This is a genomic window from Actinomyces urinae, from assembly GCF_900119695.1.
GTDB classification, from domain to species: domain Bacteria; phylum Actinomycetota; class Actinomycetes; order Actinomycetales; family Actinomycetaceae; genus Gleimia; species Gleimia urinae.
In genome coordinates this window covers 595,318-613,028 of sequence record NZ_LT632547.1, presented here as the reverse complement: position 1 = coordinate 613,028, position 17,711 = coordinate 595,318, and the positions used below count along the sequence as shown (strand labels likewise).

The window sequence follows — 17,711 nt, the reverse complement described above, 5'->3', positions numbered from 1 at the left end:
GCATGGCCGGGTAATCCCGTAAGCTGAGCAAATGAAATCCAACGCGAAGTTCTTAATGATCACAACGCGCACCGAGCCCGCAATTTTGACCTCCGAGGTCGAAATGCTGAGAAAACTTTCAGGGCTGGACTCAAACCAGCTGGTCTGGCACCGGCTTGAACAGAGTCCGCTCCCACTGCTCAACCTGAATGAGTGGGCCGGCGTGATCCTGTGCGGATCGCCCTTCGACTCGCTCGCCCCGATTGAGAAGAAAACAGATGTGCAACTTCGTGTAGAAGCAGAGCTTCAGGACCTCATGGATCATTTGGTTGCAAAGGATTTCCCGTTTCTTGGCATCTGTTATGGCGTGGGTACCCTGCTTGGTCACCAGGGTGGCAAGATCTCAGAAAAGTATGGTGAATCTATTTCTGCCCCCGTCATTGAGCTCACGCAAGAGGGGCGTGAAGACCCGATAACGCGCGGAATTCCAAACATATTCCGGGCCTATGTAGGCCACAAGGAGGCGTGTGAGCAACTGCCCGAATCGGCAACGCTTCTGGCGCGCGGCGAGGCCTGCCCAATCCAGTTGTTTAAGGTAAAACAGAACATGTACGGCACGCAGTTCCATCCCGAACTTGATTGGCCTGCCCTGAAGTTGCGTATCATCGGGTATGCAGCTTCGGGCTACTATCAGCCGGATGATCAACAGCAGATTATCGATCAGTGCATTGGCTCTGACGTTGCGCCCGCGCACAAAATCATCTCGAACTTCGTCGACATGTACTCGAGCTAGTTCTCCCAGGGTTTTTCTTGCGCGACCTTCAGAGAGGCGAGGAGACGGCGAACCGACTGGACGCGCATATCGCGAATATCCTTGTCATGGCCTCCATTTCGAACCCAGTCGTCGAGGGCACAGTCTGGCGAGTTGGCTAGGTGTTCGCAGCCGCGCGGGCATTCCTCGGTCACGTCCCAAAGCTCATCGAATGCCGCAACGACGGTGTGCGATTCAACGTGTGCAAGGCCAAAGCCGCGCACGCCCGGAGTGTCAATAACCCAACCGCCGCCCGGCATCGGTAGAGCCACGACGGAGGTCGAGGTGTGGCGTCCTCGCCCCGTCACTTCATTGACGTGGCCCGTGGCCCGATCCGCGTTTGGAATAATCGCGTTAATGAGCGTGGATTTACCCACCCCGGAGTGACCGATGAGTACGGAGGTGTGCCCGGTCAGCCGGCCAATGACGTCCTCGTAGCCAGCATGTGCGGGGTGATCCGGCATCATCGAAACGGTGTAGGTCTCAATCCCCAGCGAGGCCGTGAACGTAGCAACGTCATCTGGATCACCCAGGTCAGCTTTGGTCAGGCACACAATCGGAGTTAGTCCCGCGTCGTAGGCGGCGACGAGGCACCGGTCAATGAATCCGGGCCGAACCGGAGGATTCGTCTTCGCCACCACGATCACCATGATCTCGGCATTGGCAACGATGGTGCGCTCGCGGCCTTTTGCCTCGGCATCCTCCGCGGAGCGCGTAAGTTCGCTCTTGCGCTCATTTACCTGCACGATGCGTGCCAAAGTGTCCTTGCGTCCCGTGAGATCGCCAGTCAGCTTCACGCTGTCTCCCACAACGATGCCGCCGCGCTCAATCTCGCGGGCCTTCACAGCGGTGACACGCGTGCCGTCCTCAGCAATCACGTGGTAGCGGCCTCGATCAACCGCAATCACGCGTCCCGTGGGGGCATCCTCATAGCTGGGGCGTCGTTTGGTTCGCGGGCGCGAGCCTTTTCCGGGGCGTACTTTTACGCGCGGGTCGTCGGTTCCAATGTCTCGTCTAGACATTTAGCTCCAGCATTTTCGTCCAAAGGTTTACAAAATCAGGCATAGTTTTCGCCACCGTTTCCACGTTATCAACGTAGATTTGCGGGGCGCGCAGGCCGATAATGGCGCCGAATGTGGCCATCCGGTGATCTGCGTAGGAATGTAGCAGGGCCGGTTCGCGAAGGTTTCCCACCCAGCGGTTTGTACCATCAATTGTGAGGTAGTCAGCTCCCTCTTCAACGTGCACACCCAGTTTTGCCAGTTCGGTGGCGATCGCTTTTAGCCGGTCGGTTTCGTGTCCGCGAAGGTGCCCGATTCCCGTGAGTTTTGAGGGAGTGGCTGCGAACGCGCAGATTGCGGCAAGTGTAGGAACGAGTTCCCCAACCTGGGACATGTCGCCGGTAAACCCGTGAAGCTCTCCGGCGCGCAAGCACAGCGTACCGTACACGGTGCCTTGCGGCACGAGGTTCACGTCGGCACCCATGTTGCGCAAAATAGGTAGCCACTCGCTGCCTGCTTGCGTGGTTTGGAGCGGCCAGTAGGGGATGCGAACGTGGCCTCCGGTAACTGCGGCGGCGGCTAGGAACGGGCCGGCGTTAGAAAGATCTGGCTCGATCACTGAGTCTCGCGCGTTTATATCGCCGCGTTGGATTCGCAGTGCGCGCTCGCTCGTCCAATCGGCTTCTACGCCGCGTAGATGCAACGAGGCAAGCGTCATTTCAACGTGTGGCCGCGATGGTAGCGTGCCTTCCAGCTCAATCTCAATGAATTCTCGATCGCTTGCTAGCAACGGAGCAACGAGTAACAGTGCGGATAGATATTGGGACGAGGAGGATGAATCCAAACTTATGGGGCCGCGCACGTACGCGGGGCCTTGCACGGTAAGGGGAAAGGTTTCGTCGCCCTCATGCGTGATGCTCACGCCGATGGAACGCAGTGCTTTGAGCAGGCCAGCCATCGGGCGGGCATTTGCCTGGCTGTCAGCGGTGAGGCGCACTGGTCGCGAACAACGCGCGGCAATGGCGGGTATGAATCGCATGACGGTTCCCGCAAGGCCGCAGTCAATGCTGATCGGCGTAGAACCGGAAACGCTCGGAATGGGAGTAATCGCCCAGTTGTCAGCTCCGGTCTCTACCTGCGCTCCCAAAGAACGCAACGCCTCAACCATAAGACGGGTGTCGCGGGCGCTAAGTGCACCACAAATTGTGGAGGGAGCAGACGCGAGCGCCGACAACACGAGCTCCCGGTTCGTCAAAGATTTCGAACCGGGAATCGTGACATCGCTATCAACAGGTTTTGTTGCCTGCGGCGCGAGCCAAGGGTTAGGCGTCAAATGCTTCCTTAGCGGCTTCCCACGTTTCGTTGCGTGCCTGCGTTAGAGCTAGCTGATGTTCGCGCCAGTTGGCAAGCTGCCACGTCTTGGAGGGCTCGCCTTCGCGGTCAACTGTTGCAAGAATTAGGCCGCCTAGGGCAGCGCCATAACGTTCCAGGCCGCGGCGGTAGCGCTCTTTTTGGGTGTGGTCCTTCGCGGTCCACACGGGGTTTTGAACCAGTGCAATGGGGACGGCGGTAGCGGCGAGGATAGCGGCGCAGGTGCGCGGTGCTTTGCCAAGCGCAAAGCTGGTGCCAGCCAGAACGGTGACGGCGCCGAGTGCGCGCGAGGCCATTTTTGCATCTGATGTGATTACAGGAGGTACCCCTAAACGCTCAAGGTAGGGCGAGACCTTCTGGAATTGACGTGCGTGCGCATCGGGGTCTTTCACAGCTGAAAGACCATCAACAATAAACGGAGCCACGATTAGTGGCCTTGCAATCATCCGTAAAACCTTCATAGGTCCATGTTACCTACATCTCAGCGTTAGTGGAGGTCGGAAGAAAAATGAGGGCTTTGTTGTTGCCTTAATTGTTGGAGGTGCAAGTATGCTCGATGGTGATGGACAAGAAGGAACAGGTAGACGAGGCCGAGCTTCGCGCACGGTTCGAAGAAGAGGCGCTCCCTTTGCTAGACCAGCTGTACGGGGCGGCGTTTCGTATGACCGGTAACGAGGCAGACGCTCAAGATCTGGTGCAGGACGCGTACGTGCGCGCGTTTAGCTCGTTCAACACATTCAAGCCGGGTACCAACTTGAAGGCGTGGATGTATCGCATCTTGAAGAACTCGTTCATCAACACCTACCGCAAGAATCAGCGTCGGCCGCAACAAACCTCTGATGAGGGAGTGCAGGACTGGCAGCTACTTGAGGCCGCCAATCACCATCCGGTTGCCCTGGAATCCGCGGAGGCCGCAGCGCTTGATTCGCTACCAGACGACACGGTTCGTGAAGCCCTCGAGTCTCTTTCTGACACGTATCGCGAGGCAGTGCTCCTCGCCGACGTTGAAGGGTTTTCTTATAAAGAGATCGCCCAAATCATGGGTACCCCCGTTGGCACTGTGATGTCGAGAATCTATCGCGGCCGCGCGCAGCTTCGAACGGCGCTTGCAGACTATGCGAAGCAAATGGGAATTGGAGTGAAGTAGGATCATGCTTAACAACAATGATTGCGATCCTTGCGAGGAACTGAGCTCCTTCCTCTACGCGTTTGCTGATGACGCGTTGGAGGACGAGTTGGCGTATCGCCTTTCACAGCACTTGGAGACGTGTAGGCATTGCGCGGATCGCGTGGATGCGGAAATGCACGTGCGTGAACTGATGCGTAAGTGCTACGAGAAGCAAGCGCCATCATCGCTTCGGGCGCGCGTGGTTGCGAGCGTGCGAGTCACGCATATTACGCGGCAGTGGGACTAGTTTCAGGTTGATTTAGTCACGTTTGCGTGTTTTTCGGTGGTTTCGCGCCGGCAGGGCTGTTAAAACTTCGCAAATTGTGCGAAAATAGCAAAGCTGTTTAATGAAGTAGGTAGAGGAGTCGAAATGAGCAAGCGAGGCCGCAAGCGCAGGGCACGTCGCAAGAGCGCCGCTAACCACGGCAAGCGACCCAACTCTTAAGCAAAAGCTTCGAGGCTCCCGGATTTTCCGGGAGCCTCTTTTCTTTGGTTTCTATGCCTATTGCCTGGTTCACTGCCGGGACTTGACGGGCCCGGCGTGAAGTGTCACGGCGCTACCCGGCTGAAGCACACCGGCGTTGTAGGCGTTGATCGATATGGAGAGCAGTTCACCGTCCTCGCCCTTAATAATCGCAATCTCACCGGTTGGTGAAAGCACTCGGCGCAGGATTTGCCCGTGAATTCCGCCTCCGGTGTGCCCCACCTCAACGCGGAAATCAGATGGGCGAACCACCACGATTTGATTGCCCTCGGTAACCGTGTTTGCGCCTGTAAGGCGTGTTAAGAAGTCGGAGGAGGGGGCTTGCAACACCTGGGTTTTGAATCCGCTCTCGCTAACCTGGCCCTCTTCTAGGGTGATGATTTGGTCTGCCATGAATGCGGCGTCGGTGAGGTCGTGGGTGACCATCACGGCGGTGGCTTTAGCGGCGCGGATGCGCTCGCGCAGGACCAGGCGAAGGGGCCAGGCAATCTCAGAGTCGACGGCGGCAAAAGGCTCGTCCAACAAAACGAGATCGGGGTTTACAGCGAGGGCGCGTGCTATTGCGACGCGCTGTGCTTGACCTCCGGAGAGTTCGTTTGGCAGGCGGTCCTTTAAGTGCAGGCATCCTACGGCTTCGAGCTCAGCGAGGGCGCGCTTGGTTGCCGCCTCGGAACTAAGACCTCTGATTCGCGGCCCGAACGCCACATTTTGACAAGCTGTTAGGTGGGGGAATAGAAGTGCGCGTTGCTCTAACCACACGATTGTGGGGTTTTCTCCTAGGTTGAGGCGCCTGCTTCCACTAGAGGGCGCTAAGGTTCCGGCAATCAGTTCGATTCCGGTTGTCTTGCCCGAGCCGTTTGGGCCAACGATAGCCGTAATCGCGCCTCGCTTTAGTTTTGCATCGATATGAACGTGTCGTTTGGATACGCCCGCGTTTATTTCGATCCCAACTGGGGCGTTTTCCCACTGTTTTAGTGACATGTCGAGTTCGCTCAACTCGCACATGGTGTCCAACTGGTTTTGGTGCGCAGATTCAGGTTCCCGCCCGCGCACTTCTTCACTGGACCTTCGCGCAGATGCCCTTGCAATAGCACTAGTTATAGCGATTACAAGGCCGGCAACTAGAAGTATCACGGTTGCGAGGGCTAGGGCAGTGCCGGTGTCAATTTCGCGCTGCAGATAAATCTCGAGGGGGAGAGTGCGGGTCACCCCCTGCAAGGACCCGGCAAACGTGATGGTTGCGCCGAACTCGCCGAGGGCGCGCGCGAAGGTTAGCGCTGTACCTGAGGCCATTGCGGGAACAGTAAGGGGTAGCGTGATCTCGAAGAATATACGAGTGCGAGAAGCTCCCAGGTTGCTTGCCGCTTTTTCGAGGTCACGTCCGCGTGAACGCAGTGCGCCTTCGAGTGAGACAACGAGGAACGGCATGGACACAAACACTTGCGCCATGACCACTGCGATGGTGCTGAAGCCGATCTCAATGCCCAGTACGTGCAGGTAAGAGCCAATCAGGCCGCGCCGGCCAAACGTGACCAGGAGCGCAAGACCGGCGACGACGGGCGGCACAACCATAGGGAGCGTGACCAGCAGGCGTGAGGCGCTACCCAAACTTGCGCGTGCTCCGTGGCTGGTGTGGGCGAGGATGTGCGCTAAGGGGATTCCAAGAAGTAGCGAAATGATGGTTGAGGCAAAGGTTGTTTTGAGGGATAGCCAAAGAGCATCTCGTGCGGCTTCGCCGGCCAACAGTGCAGGGAGGTCTCCCCACTGCACCTCGGCGAACATGCCAATAAATGGCACTACCACAAAAGCCAGCGCTATCGCTGCCGGAACTCCAAGCCAGGGCGCGGGGCCGGCCGCGGCCTCGCGCCTGTTGCTATGCTGCCTGCTCAAGATCTTCCACATTTGTGCTCGCCCGCTTTTCATTAGTTCGTCCCGGCACGGCGGGTTCCATTTGGCCGGGTGGCGGCGTTTTGCCCAACGTGCCGGGACGGTTGTGTCCTGCGATCCGTAAGGCTACGGCCTGGCGAATCCGTACTGCTTCAACAGCTCCTGGCCCTCATCTGAAAGCACAGCCTCAATAAACTTGCGTGCGAGTTCAGGAGACTTAGAGTCCTTTACAACAGCGATGGGGTACTCGTTTACGCCCTTGACGTCGATGGGAATAATCTCCACCTTGTCGCCGGCAGCGATAGCGTCGGTCATGTAGACGAAGCCTGCGTCGGCCTCGCCCGACTCGATCTTGCCGCGCACGTCGGTTACCTTCTGCTCTTCGGATACCGGCGTGAGCTCGATTCCGGCCTCGTCAAGCACCTTGTTGGTCAGGTTGCCGCAGGGTACTTCCGCATGGCACTTGATGACCTTTGCGGACTTCAAAGAGTCGTCGAGACCCGTAACCCCACCCGGGTTTCCTGCCGGAACGATTAGGGTAAGTGTGTTCAGTGCGAACGGTTCGGGCGCGTCAACGAGGTCCGCATCCGTTGCCTTATCCATGTTGCGCGTGTCAGCGGAGGCGAATACATCTGCCGGGGCGCCGTTCTTCAGCTGGTCCACTAGGGTGGAGGAACCCTCGAACGAGAAGGACACCTTCACGCCCTCATTTGCGGGCTCAAAAACTTCCTCGGCGATCTGCGGGAAGACCTTGTTTAGCGAGGCCGCTGCAAAAACGGTTAACGTCTGCGGCTCGGTGCCTTCCTTATCTGCCGGGGCGGGAGAGCCCGAGCATGCTGCGAGCATCATCGATGCGGCGGTGAGGGAGGCGAAAACTCTAGCTGTTTTCTTCATGTTCATACTCATTGCGAATCTAGGGAAGGCTTACGGAAACGTTGGTGGACTTCACGCCGGCAACGGCGAGCGAGCCTACCTCGAGCTTCATTTCTTGCGCGGCCTCGGTGGAAATTAGAGAAACGATTCGGAACGGGCCACAGATCATCTCGACTCGGGTCATGACTTTATCGGAGGTGATGTCTGTGACGATGCCGGTCAGCTGGTTACGGATGGAGTTAACCTCTGTGCCACGCGTAGAACGATCGTCTTTTGCTGCGATCTTGCGAATGTACTCAACTAGGGACTTGCCATCGATCAAAATGCGCCCATCCTGGCGCGTGCCGTTAATCGCGCCATCTTCCACTAGGCGTCGAACTGTGTCGGTGGATACGCCAAGTAAAGTGGCTACATTTGATACTCGTAAATATTTCACATCCCAAACCTTATATCAGCAAATGCGTTATTACTATCGCAGAGAAGGCGCATTTGCGTTATTGAATGTTGCGGTGTGAGATGACTGCGGAGGATCAGGCAAGAGCGCAGTTTAGAGCGGAATGTATTGCACTAGGTCGCCCTGTGCCACTTCATCCACGTCGGCTGCAATAACCGCAAGTCCGGTAGCCTGGTGCAAAGTGGCGATGAGGTGAGAGCCGGAGGCTTGCGAGTGGGTTGGGTAAACCGTAATTCCGCTCGTGCTCAGTTCGGCGCGCATGGGGGCGTACTGGCGTCTATTCTTGGCAGACTTGAACGATGTGCCGGCCAGAGCGGGTACCGCCTGCAGCTTGCTTCCGGGACGGCCGGCCAATATGGAAATAATCGGGCGCACGAATAACATGAACGATACGTAGACCGACACCGGATTGCCGGGAAGACACATGACGGGCACGCCTCGGCCATCCACGTTAATGACGCCGTGTCCTTGTGGTTTTCCGGGCTGCATGGCTACTTTTTCGAAGGTGAAGTTGTGTGTCTTACCGACGATTTTTACAGGATCGAACGCTCCGGCAGAAACCCCGCCCGAAGTAATGATGAGGTCCGCATTGCGCCCCACCTTGTTAAACATCTGCTCGAGATGCTCGGGCGCGTCGCCGGTGCGACCTCGATACGTTACCTCCGCTCCCAGCGAGCGTGTTAAACCGTCCAGCATGATCCCGTTCGAGTCAGGAATCTGACCGTGAGCGATATCGATCCCGGGATCCTGGAGCTCCGCTCCCGTAGAAATAATCGCAATCCGAGGCTTCGGAACTACCGTCAGCTTCCCGTATCCTACCGAGGCGGCAGCGGCCAGCACCTGGGGAGTAACCACAATTCCCTCCTCAAGAATAGGACTCCCAACGGCAACGTTTTCACCGGCCTTGCGTACGTTTGTTCCGGGCTGGACAGCGCTGAATATAGTGACTTGGTCCGGCATTTGCACCGGGCCGGGTTGAATGTTGGTGTCTTCAACTTTCACCACCGCGTCGGCGCCATCGGGTAGGGGAGCGCCCGTCATGATACGCGTTGCAAAGCCGGGCTTTAGCGTAGCGTTGGTCGTGGCTCCCGCGGCAACGTCCTCAAGAACGGGCAGTGTCACCCCGGTATCTTTTGACGCTGCCTGAACGTCACCTGCGTGCACCGCAAATCCGTCCATCGCAGAGTTGGTGAAGGGCGGCACCGCAACTCGGGCCTCGATACTCGCTGCCAAGGTGCTGCCAAGGGCAGATTCGAGGGGCTGTTCTTCTGCTGGAAGGGGAGTGATACCTGAGGTTACTTGCGAAAAGTAGTCTTCAACGCTGATCAAGGATTCTCCTAAAACTCGACGAGCCTAACTCCGGTTTCGCGCACATCTACAAGAGCGAGGCGGCGCACCAGCACCCCGGGTATGCCACACACAATCTTAATGACTTCCATCGCCATTAGGGATCCGGCAACTCCAACGAGGGGGCCGAGCACGCCCTGCGTTGCAGCTGTGGGGGTGGTCTGCGGATCTGGCAATTGCGGGTACAGCTCGCGCAAAGTAGCCGTTTTCTCGCTAGGATCCGCGGCAAGCGGGCGCGAAGCGAACGTGGTTACCATCGCCTGCATTCCCACTGCGCTGCTCCACACCAACGGCTGACCGGAGGCTTCACAGTAATCGGCCAGCATGAACTTTGTTTCCATATTGTCCGAGGCTTCGACAACCACGTCCACGTCACCAAAAATACGTGCTGCGTTGTCTGCGTCTACACGTTCACAGACAGTATCTACAGTGATTTCGGGATTGAGAGCGCGGAGCGTTCTAGCCGCAGATTCAGCTTTACGCCACCCAATACGCTCGGTGTCGTGCAAGATTTGGCGCTGCAGGTTGGATTCCTCAACTGCGTCAAAATCCACCACTTTCAAGTAGCCGGCTCCCGCCGCTGCAAGATAGTAGAGGACGGGCGAGCCCAATCCTCCGGCCCCTAACACGCCAATGCGCGCATTTTGCAAGGCTGCTTGACCTGGGGCGCCAAAGTCTTTAACTAGAATGTTGCGTTCGTATCGTGAACCCATAGGTAAACCGTAAGCTAAAACCAGTGACGTGAAAAACGCTAGCGCATCAAGGAGGCACTGTGGACCTGAAAGCTTGCGTAATTACCATTTCGGATCGGGCATCCCAAGGAGTGTATGAAGACCGCTCTGGGCCCGTTGCTGTGCAGATTCTGCGGGAGGCGGGATTTAGCGCGGGGGCGCCTGTGGTGATTCCTGACTCGATAGAAGCCATCCAGCGTTCGATTAGTGAGGCCGTAGCTGACGGAGCTCGCCTCGTGCTAACCACGGGCGGCACCGGGGTAGGGCCGCGCGATTTCACCCCCGAGGCCACGGCGCCACTCATTAAGCGTGAGCTTTCCCATCTAATGAGTGCGATCGTGTCTAAGGGATTGCAACACACTCCCCACGCCCTCATTACGCGCGGCTTGGCTGGTTTAACAAAAGAGGGCGCACTCGTGGTGAATGCGCCCGGCTCAACCGGTGGCGTTCGCGACGCGGCTGAGGTCGTGGTGACGGTCGCCTCCCACATCTTGGCTCAAGTGGATGGGGGTGACCACTAACCGCTATTCATCGCGCACCCAGTTGCCGGATCGGCCCCCGGATTTCGCGATGATCTTGCACTCTTCAATGGCGGCGGAGCGATCCACACCTTTCACCATGTCGATAATTGCGAGGGCGGCAACGGTGACGGCCGTGAGGGCCTCCATCTCTACCCCGGTGCGGTCCGCGGTGCGAACGGTGGCTTTGATCGCAACGTGATCGTCTTGCAGATCCAGCTCAACCGCTGCGCCATGAACGCCAATGGTGTGGGCCAATGGCAACAGTTCGGGGACGCGTTTAGCTGCCGAAATGCCGGCAATACGCGCAACTGCCAGCACGTCTCCCTTGGGCACGGTGCCGTCGCGTAGTGCCTGCATTACTGTCTCGGATGCGGTGACTTTACCAACCGCGGTTGCCTCGCGAACGGTAGGCACTTTTGCGGTGACATCAACCATGTAGGCCTCGCCCGCATTGTTAAGGTGAGTGAACTTCATTTCGTTTCTACTTTCTTTCAAAGCCGGGCGGCAGCCAGGACCCAAATGGATCTTGCTCAACGTGCCTGCATGTGGGGCACAGGTCTTCACCGTCATCTTCGAATAGCGATTGGCATTTGCGACACTTCGCGGTTTGCACGCGCGCAACTTCCACGCGTTTCATTTCAGCCAGGGAAAGAGAGTCTCCGCGGCTTATCGCACCTTCGGGGCATAGTTCGATACACCTCGCAGTACCTTCACAGATCGTGCGATCGTGTATCAAAACAGCGGTGGAGCTACCTTTTTCATTTGTATTTTCGAGGGCGAGGGCGTGGGTTGGACACGCGGATACGCACACGCCGCAGGCAGTGCAACTACTGATTATCAGGCGTGGCGCGCTTGGGGGAGCTGCAAACTCGTCAGCTATTTCAGGCTCTATTCCCAGGCTTACGAGGGCGGCGCTCAGTTGCGCACTCTCGTTGCCGGAAATATCCACGGGTAATGAACTATCCGAACTCAGCCCAAACAGTGCCCGCCGTGAAACTGGAGCAGAGTTCGTCAAGACCTCCTTCGCGGGGCGGAATCGAGGGGGTCTTCCCTGGTACTCGCTGATCCTTGGCCCGAGCAGGTTCTGCCATACCTCGAATCGTTCGCGTGCCCGCTCGTGGTTCGCGCACTCGCAAGCATCCACATCAACGCTGAGCGCTTCGGCCCCACAAGCTAAAATCTGCGGGGCGAGGGCCAGCGGAGTGTCGGCAATGCATCCTTCAACGCGAAGGGGCGTAGTGGATTTGTTGTACGTTCGGGTAGCGGAGCCACAGATGAGAGTTATGACGGGCTCCTCATCGCCGATCCAACTAAGCAGACTCGCATTCATGAGTGGAGCTCTGTTCGCGATATTGCTGTGTTAGCAAGACTATTGGGCCGCATTTGTGCCTGCTGTTTCAACGAACGCGCGAACGCTATCAACGAAACCGAGCGTGAACTCGGCAACGGCCTTGTACAGGGCGGTTTTTGCGTGCTTGCGAACGTCCTCAACAACTCCTCCCGCAAACCGATCGAGGTGGTCAAATAGGAAGTCGCGCATTGCCGTGCGAATTTCTTCCGCGTCCTCGCCGGTCTCTAGCTGCTCGGCAGCACGTCTCGCGAGGTCGCTCAAAAACGCGATTTCGAGGCCAATGTGATCATCGGGTTCGCGGTTAAAGTTGGGGGCGCGAAGCCCGAATTTCGCGTAGGCGGCGCGCACGGCAAACGTTTCTTCTTCAAAAACGAGACCCTCTTCAGACGTGCGTACCGATTCGTACGGTTGTGCGAGGGCTCGGCCGGCTCCAACGAACAGGTAGAGGTGGTCGCGTTTGATTTCTTCTTCGCTTTCGGGGCGCGAGCTAAGAAGGGTGCGCACTCCTTGAATAGAGTTTGAGTCAGTGAGGGGCCAGTCGTTCAGCATTTGAGCAGAATACATCGCTTCGCGTAGCTGCTCTGCGGGAGCACTCAGATACAGCTGAGATAGTACTTTGCCAGCTGCCGAGATGCGTTCGGCCTGTTCCACAGCTGAAACGGTCATGCCTGCCAATCCTCACATTAGTTGCAATGTTTAGTTCTGTTAGTTTATCTAACCTTGTATGTCCGGTGCTGGTCGTACTCGGTGAGCGGTTGACCTCCGTGCGGCTTAGAATTGCATAGTTGCAGTATTGAAAGAGCATCTAGCGCACTGAGATTTAGGAGGTCACATGGGGCGCAGAGACGATCCACAGAAAATGGAACGCATGCGTGAGTGGCTCACGCGCGCCGCGCAAACAATCGAGGTGGATAAGGATGTCGTTCTGGATCTAGAAGTCGATTTGTTGAAGCTCGCGCAGATGACTGCGCATAACACCTCGCGTCCGGGCACCCCGCTCACCGCTTTCTTGGTTGGTTTAGCTGCCGGTCAGGCTGGCGGTGACAATGAAGCCACGGTGGCAACGGCACGCGCTAAAATCGCTTCTTTGATTGCTGATATTGAGGAAAATTTCGTGGAGGAATCTAAGTGAGCGGTGGCCGCGTTGTTCGCGTTGAGATTAGCCCGGAACCTTTTAATGAGGCCGAGGTCGTAGCTGCCACTACGGATGACAAGGCAGGCGCAGTTATCACGTTCAACGGTGTGGTTCGTAACCATGACCAGGGCAGGGACGTGGAGTCAATCGAGTATTCCTCGCATGAGATTGCACAAGAGATTTTGCGTGAGATTGCTGAGGAGATTGCTGGCCGCGAGGGAGTACATGCTGTTTCCGCGGTTCACCGCGTTGGGCATGTTCGAGTGGGGGAGACTGCGATGGTTGTTGTCGTTGCTGCCTCGCATCGGTCAATGGCGTTCAGTGCCACCAGTGATTTTGTGGATGAGATTAAGGCTCGCGTTCCGGTTTGGAAGAAACAGAATTTTCCAGATGGTAACCACGAGTGGACAGGCATAGCTGACATCCAAAGTTCGAGTTGATGCAGATAATAGCGTGAGGGCCACAAACGAAGTGTTTGTGGCCCTCAAATGCATGTCCTTACCGGCTTATATTCCGATCCTGTTCATCTCTCCGTAGAAGAGGAACCTGGCGATGATCTCGCTGATGGTTACGAGGGCAAAGCTGGTGAGGGTGAGGGCTAGCAGTGACTTGTGCTGGCTACCCTCGAGGTTCTTGTGGGTGGTTAGGGTCAGGTAGAGGCCAATGATGCCCGCGCCGATGATAAGCAGGACTAGGCGAATGGCGTACCAGGTTGGCGATGGATCAACTTCGGCGGGGTTGGGCCCGGCCGGTTTCGCGGCGGCGTAGGTGCCAACCACTAGTTGGAGTGCGAGCATCGCGATAGTGGTAATTGCGATCCATTTGGTTGCCTGGTTGGTCAGGCTGATGGTTTCGCGTTCAGTTTGAATATCTGCGCGTGCCTGCGCCGGATCGTTCGAGCTCTTGTTAGCCCCGGTTAGAGCGTGGTCCAGTTTGGGCCATTTTGTTGAGACAATCGGCCAGGCACTGAAAGCCAGGGCGATTGCAAGACTACCGGTTAGGGCCGCGCTGATGTAGAAGGTGGCGGGGGTGGTCCAATGGTTCCATGCAGGAACGGTTGGAAGCATGTACACGTGGGCCATTACCCAGATGAACCCCAGGCCCCAGATGGCGGTGAAGATAGCTAGTGCGTTACGGATTTTTGCGTTGAACCAGCCAAACCAGGTGGCAGCTGCAAAGATGAATCCAAGTACGGCAAAGCCAGCGCCAAACAGGATTTCACGTGCCAGCCACGAAGTGGCGACGTGACGGATCGCGTTGGGCGCATTCAGGGGATTGCCAAGGTGGAACATGGAAGCAAGCAATGCTAGCACCATGACCGGTCCGATTGCGTAGAGGGCAGGCTTGGCCAAACGATCTACAGTCTTACTGGAGTACTTGGTCTGCGCGAATAGGTTTACTAGGCCTAGCGTGACAAAAGCTCCTACCGCCATTTGCGCAAGAATGGTGAAAGCTGTTAATGGCCATTCATGAACGTTCACTTTCTAGACCTCTTCTCGGTTAGCGATCTCACCGGAGGGGTTGTTCCACGGTTGAGCGTCGCGGTGGGGTGTAACTACTAGGTTCGGGTTGGTAATAGATGGATCTGGTAGCGGTGCCACGGCTTGGATGTCGCCGTACTTTTCGCGTAGCTCATCTATCGGCCCCCAGTCCAATGCACGGGAGGGGCAGGCATCTACACACGCGGGGTTTTGTCCCGTAGCACGGTAGTCCGAGCAGAGGTCACATTTAGTCATGTAACCCAGATCCGCGTTGAACTGCGGGGCCGAGTAAGGGCAGGCCCATTCGCAGTAACGGCAACCAACACACTTACCCGGATCAACGGTAACAACGCCGTCTTCGTCCTGGCTCATTGCGGTGGTGGGACATACCTGCACACAAATCGGGTTCTCGCAGTGATTACAAGAGATGGAAGTGTAGTAAGAGAACACGTTCGGGGTGAACGTGTCACCGTCTTGTTGCCAAGAGCCTCCCGTGTACTCAACTACGCGCCTCCAGTTCACACCAATGGGCGTGTCGTGCTTGTCCTTACAAGCGATCTGGCAGGCCTTGCATCCGTTGCAAGCGGTTTGATCAAAGTAAAAACCAAGTTTTGCAGCCACAATAAACCTCCTAAGCCTTCTCTACCTGAACGAGGGCAGTGTGTTGGCCGTTGCCTTTAGAGACCGGCGTTGGGTGCCAGCTAGTCAACGTGTTGACTGCGCCACCGGCGTCCACGCCGTCCTTATCGAATCGGCTCCACGCGCCCTGAGGAAGGGAAATAACTCCGGGAGCGATACGGCTGGTAACTCGTGCTTGAATGCGAACCCGTCCACGATCGTTACGGATTAATACCTGGTCACCGTTTTCGATGCCGCGCTCCTTGGCATCGATGGTGTTGATCCACACCATCTGGGGGTGCGCTTCATTAAGCCACGACAGGTTGCCGTAAGTGGAGTGCGTGCGCTGCTTGTAATGGTGACCAATGCACTGCAGAGGATATTCCTTGTTTGTGCGTGCATCTTCCGCACCTTCCCAAGTTGCAAGGTGCTTCGGGATTGGCGAAATTTCGTCGCCCGGCTTGGCATCGGGGAACTCCCACGTCTTTGCCATTTCTGCCAGCTGTGTCGAGTAAATCTCGATCTTGCCCGATGGTGTCTCAAGCGGGTTGGCTTCGGGATCCTCACGGAAGTCCTTTAGCGCAATCGTTGTGCCCTCGGGGTTCTGGTAGCGGTATACGCCGATTTCGCGTAGCTCGTCCCAGCTCGGGAACTCGGGGTGCTCGCGAACCGTTTCGGCCTGCATCTTGCGGGCTAGGGTTTCTAGGTCGTCCTCGAACTCTTTTTCGAATCCGAGTCGCTTTGCAACCTCGCGCACCATTTCGTATGCGGGCATCGAGTTGTATAGCGGATCGATAGCCTTGTCCACGATGAGCAGGTAGGCCATGTCGCCCGTGTATTCGGAGGGCACGAGGTCATGGCGTTCTGCTGTTGTGGTGTCGGGTAGGACCAAGTCGGCAAGCTCTGCGCTTCGCGTCATTTGGTTGTCGATGGCGAGGATGAATTCACACTTGGTTTCGTCTTGCAAAAGTTCGCGCGTGCGGTTGAGGTCCGCGTGCTGCGAGCCCGGCATGTTGGTCCCGTAGTTTAGCAGGAACTTAATGCCGGTGTCTAGCTTGTCTACGCCGCGCACACCGTCACGGGTTGCGGTCATTTCTTCACCGCGATCGATTGCCTCGGTCCATCCGAAGCAAGAGATCTGCGCCTTGCAGGGGTTCTCGCCATTGTCGAGCCACTTGGTAATTGGCCAGTAGTAGCCTTCACGTCCACCCGTGCCGCCGCCTGCAATGCCGACGTTACCGGTCACGCAAGCGAGTAGGTAGATCGAGGTTGCCTGGTTCTCGCCATTGGCATGGCGTTGCGGTCCCCAACCCTGGGAGATGTTGCAGGCCTTCGCACCTGCAATCTCGCGGGCGAGTTGGCGGATGGTGTGCGCGGGGATGCCGGTGATCTTAGAAGCCCACTCGGGGGTCTTCTCAACGCCGTCTTCGCCCTTGCCTTCAATGTAGGAGCGGTAAGAGGCGTTCTTTGGAGCCCCTTCCGGCATGTGATCCTCGTCGAAGCCAATCGTGTACTTGTCCAAAAATTCCTGGTCGTGCAGGTTTTCTTCGAGCATCACGTGAACCAGACCGGCCACAAGAGCGGCATCAGTTCCGGGGCGAATCGGCACCCACTGATCGGCCAGTAGCTGAGCGGAATCGGAGTAGCGGGGGTCAATCACGATGATCTTGCACTTGCCGTGCTTCTTCGCCCACAGTGAGGTGAACGTGAGACCACCGCCCGACATGCGTGTTTCCATCGGGTTGTTACCCCAAAGGACGAGGAGGTCGGAGTGCAGTGCGGCGTCCTCGAACGAGTTTGAAATCTGCTCGTCGGGGGAGCCGTAGAAGTACTTGGTGATCGTGCCAATCTGAGCGTAGGAATAGTTACCGTAGTAACCGAGGTACCCGCCCATGAGGTTGAATAGCTTCTGCCATCCCGCACTGGTTGCAATGTGGGCGTTCCAAGTACCCGAACCGTAGTTGCGGTAAACCGCCTGCGGACCGTACGTGTCGTACGTGTACTTCAAGCGCTCAGCAACTAGGTCGAAAGCCTCATCCCAGGAAATCTCTTCCCATTCTCCTGCACCACGTTTGGTGCCTTCTTTACGCTTTAGAGGAACCTTAATGCGGTCGGGGTTGTGAATGCGCTGACGCATTGAGCGGCCGCGTACACACGCGCGGATCTGACGGGTAAATAGGCCGTCGTCACCCGTGTTATCGGGAAGCACGCGAACAACCTGTCCATCTTTAACCTGTAGTCGAAGTGGGCACCTGGAACCGCAGTTGATAACGCAGGCGTTCCAAACTGTCTTTTCTGCTTCCGGGTGGCCTTCAACGGCAAACGCTTGGTTTACTTCACCAATGCCCGGCTTGCCGGAGAACACTGCGGGGGATGAGGCTAGCGCGGTCGCGGTTCCTGCGACGGCGCTCCATTTCAAAAATGAACGACGGGAGGGGCCCGATGCGCCCTCTCGTGGTTTAACGTCGGCCAAGGACACGATTTCCTCCTCAAATCTGC

At 57.0% G+C, this 17,711-nt stretch carries 21 protein-coding genes; 7 read left to right on the top strand and 14 right to left on the bottom strand.

Going from position 1 to position 17,711, the window contains the following annotated elements; all coding sequences use genetic code 11:
- The first annotated feature begins 31 nt into the window (after positions 1-31).
- Positions 32-772: a glutamine amidotransferase gene (locus BQ7114_RS04090; RefSeq protein WP_072342270.1), complete on the top strand. Its 741-nt coding sequence runs from the start codon at positions 32-34 to the stop codon at positions 770-772.
- Here the strand turns inward: BQ7114_RS04090 and rsgA are convergent.
- The 3 genes from rsgA to BQ7114_RS04075 are packed head-to-tail and all read right to left on the bottom strand — an operon-like array spanning position 769 to position 3,623.
- Complete coding sequence (gene rsgA, locus BQ7114_RS04085) at positions 769-1,812, bottom strand: ribosome small subunit-dependent GTPase A (RefSeq protein ID WP_072342267.1); 1,044 nt, start codon at positions 1,810-1,812, stop codon at positions 769-771. The two genes, BQ7114_RS04090 and rsgA, sit on opposite strands and share 4 nt — an antisense overlap.
- A complete protein-coding gene (aroA, locus tag BQ7114_RS04080; RefSeq protein WP_072342264.1) occupies positions 1,805-3,124 on the bottom strand; it encodes a 3-phosphoshikimate 1-carboxyvinyltransferase in 1,320 nt (439 codons plus the stop codon). The genes rsgA and aroA overlap by 8 nt, the downstream gene beginning before the upstream one ends.
- Positions 3,114-3,623 carry a DoxX family membrane protein gene (locus tag BQ7114_RS04075; protein WP_072342261.1) on the bottom strand — a complete coding sequence of 170 codons (510 nt, stop codon included), beginning with the start codon at positions 3,621-3,623 and terminating at the stop codon, positions 3,114-3,116. The genes aroA and BQ7114_RS04075 overlap by 11 nt, the downstream gene beginning before the upstream one ends.
- Positions 3,624-3,718: 95 nt before the next feature.
- Here BQ7114_RS04075 and BQ7114_RS04070 point away from each other — a divergent pair, with 95 nt between their 5' ends.
- The 3 genes from BQ7114_RS04070 to BQ7114_RS09135 all read left to right on the top strand — a co-directional run bounded on the left by BQ7114_RS04070 (position 3,719) and on the right by BQ7114_RS09135 (position 4,775).
- Complete coding sequence (locus BQ7114_RS04070; protein WP_072342259.1) at positions 3,719-4,309, top strand: sigma-70 family RNA polymerase sigma factor; 591 nt, start codon at positions 3,719-3,721, stop codon at positions 4,307-4,309.
- 4 nt (positions 4,310-4,313) lie between these two features.
- The gene (rsrA, locus tag BQ7114_RS04065) at positions 4,314-4,577 is read left to right on the top strand and encodes a mycothiol system anti-sigma-R factor (RefSeq protein ID WP_034500396.1); all 264 of its coding nucleotides are present in this window, start codon (positions 4,314-4,316) and stop codon (positions 4,575-4,577) included.
- 123 nt (positions 4,578-4,700) lie between these two features.
- Complete coding sequence (locus BQ7114_RS09135) at positions 4,701-4,775, top strand: 50S ribosomal protein bL37 (protein ID WP_370870625.1); 75 nt, start codon at positions 4,701-4,703, stop codon at positions 4,773-4,775.
- A gap of 69 nt (positions 4,776-4,844) precedes the next feature.
- On the opposite strand, the gene BQ7114_RS04060 is transcribed toward BQ7114_RS09135, so the two are convergent.
- The 5 genes from BQ7114_RS04060 to BQ7114_RS04040 all read right to left on the bottom strand — a co-directional run bounded on the left by BQ7114_RS04060 (position 4,845) and on the right by BQ7114_RS04040 (position 10,088).
- Positions 4,845-6,704 (bottom strand): ABC transporter permease, encoded by a 1,860-nt coding sequence (locus BQ7114_RS04060; RefSeq protein WP_230205958.1) that lies wholly within the window; start codon positions 6,702-6,704, stop codon positions 4,845-4,847.
- Between the two features lie 123 nt (positions 6,705-6,827).
- On the bottom strand, positions 6,828-7,595 hold the full coding sequence (gene modA, locus BQ7114_RS04055; RefSeq protein WP_072344780.1) for a molybdate ABC transporter substrate-binding protein: 768 nt from the start codon (positions 7,593-7,595) through the stop codon (positions 6,828-6,830).
- A 19-nt stretch (positions 7,596-7,614) separates the two neighbouring features.
- The gene (locus BQ7114_RS04050; protein WP_072342253.1) at positions 7,615-8,010 is read right to left on the bottom strand and encodes a TOBE domain-containing protein; all 396 of its coding nucleotides are present in this window, start codon (positions 8,008-8,010) and stop codon (positions 7,615-7,617) included.
- Between the two features lie 111 nt (positions 8,011-8,121).
- On the bottom strand, positions 8,122-9,357 hold the full coding sequence (locus BQ7114_RS04045) for a molybdopterin molybdotransferase MoeA (protein WP_072342251.1): 1,236 nt from the start codon (positions 9,355-9,357) through the stop codon (positions 8,122-8,124).
- A gap of 8 nt (positions 9,358-9,365) precedes the next feature.
- Positions 9,366-10,088, bottom strand: a complete 723-nt coding sequence (locus tag BQ7114_RS04040) for a HesA/MoeB/ThiF family protein (protein ID WP_072342248.1) — start codon at positions 10,086-10,088, stop codon at positions 9,366-9,368.
- 59 nt (positions 10,089-10,147) lie between these two features.
- Between BQ7114_RS04040 and BQ7114_RS04035 the strand changes: the two genes are divergently transcribed.
- Positions 10,148-10,627 (top strand): MogA/MoaB family molybdenum cofactor biosynthesis protein, encoded by a 480-nt coding sequence (locus BQ7114_RS04035; RefSeq protein WP_072342245.1) that lies wholly within the window; start codon positions 10,148-10,150, stop codon positions 10,625-10,627.
- Positions 10,628-10,630: 3 nt separating this feature from the next.
- On the opposite strand, the gene moaC is transcribed toward BQ7114_RS04035, so the two are convergent.
- From moaC to BQ7114_RS04020, 3 genes are read right to left on the bottom strand one after another with little or no spacing between them, the layout of a single operon-like run.
- The gene (moaC, locus tag BQ7114_RS04030; RefSeq protein WP_072342243.1) at positions 10,631-11,101 is read right to left on the bottom strand and encodes a cyclic pyranopterin monophosphate synthase MoaC; all 471 of its coding nucleotides are present in this window, start codon (positions 11,099-11,101) and stop codon (positions 10,631-10,633) included.
- A gap of 7 nt (positions 11,102-11,108) precedes the next feature.
- The gene (locus tag BQ7114_RS04025) at positions 11,109-11,957 is read right to left on the bottom strand and encodes a 4Fe-4S dicluster domain-containing protein (RefSeq protein WP_072342240.1); all 849 of its coding nucleotides are present in this window, start codon (positions 11,955-11,957) and stop codon (positions 11,109-11,111) included.
- Between the two features lie 39 nt (positions 11,958-11,996).
- Positions 11,997-12,644, bottom strand: coding sequence for a TorD/DmsD family molecular chaperone (locus BQ7114_RS04020; RefSeq protein ID WP_072342237.1), 648 nt, complete (start codon positions 12,642-12,644; stop codon positions 11,997-11,999).
- A gap of 166 nt (positions 12,645-12,810) precedes the next feature.
- On the opposite strand from BQ7114_RS04020, the gene BQ7114_RS04015 reads away from it, so the two are divergent.
- Positions 12,811-13,110, top strand: coding sequence for a DUF6457 domain-containing protein (locus BQ7114_RS04015; protein ID WP_072342234.1), 300 nt, complete (start codon positions 12,811-12,813; stop codon positions 13,108-13,110).
- Positions 13,107-13,553 carry a molybdenum cofactor biosynthesis protein MoaE gene (locus tag BQ7114_RS04010; protein WP_072342231.1) on the top strand — a complete coding sequence of 149 codons (447 nt, stop codon included), beginning with the start codon at positions 13,107-13,109 and terminating at the stop codon, positions 13,551-13,553. Before BQ7114_RS04015 ends, BQ7114_RS04010 begins: the two co-directional genes overlap by 4 nt.
- Positions 13,554-13,619: 66 nt before the next feature.
- Here the strand turns inward: BQ7114_RS04010 and BQ7114_RS04005 are convergent, their stop codons facing one another.
- Genes BQ7114_RS04005 through BQ7114_RS03995 form a run of 3 tightly spaced genes read right to left on the bottom strand, consistent with a single transcriptional unit; the run spans position 13,620 to position 17,691 of the window.
- The gene (locus BQ7114_RS04005; RefSeq protein WP_072342228.1) at positions 13,620-14,594 is read right to left on the bottom strand and encodes a dimethyl sulfoxide reductase anchor subunit family protein; all 975 of its coding nucleotides are present in this window, start codon (positions 14,592-14,594) and stop codon (positions 13,620-13,622) included.
- Between the two features lie 3 nt (positions 14,595-14,597).
- Entirely contained in the window at positions 14,598-15,215 is a 618-nt protein-coding gene (locus BQ7114_RS04000) for a DMSO/selenate family reductase complex B subunit (RefSeq protein ID WP_083431733.1), read from the bottom strand.
- A 10-nt stretch (positions 15,216-15,225) separates the two neighbouring features.
- The gene (locus tag BQ7114_RS03995) at positions 15,226-17,691 is read right to left on the bottom strand and encodes a DMSO/selenate family reductase complex A subunit (protein WP_083431732.1); all 2,466 of its coding nucleotides are present in this window, start codon (positions 17,689-17,691) and stop codon (positions 15,226-15,228) included.
- Between the last annotated feature and the right edge of the window lie 20 nt (positions 17,692-17,711).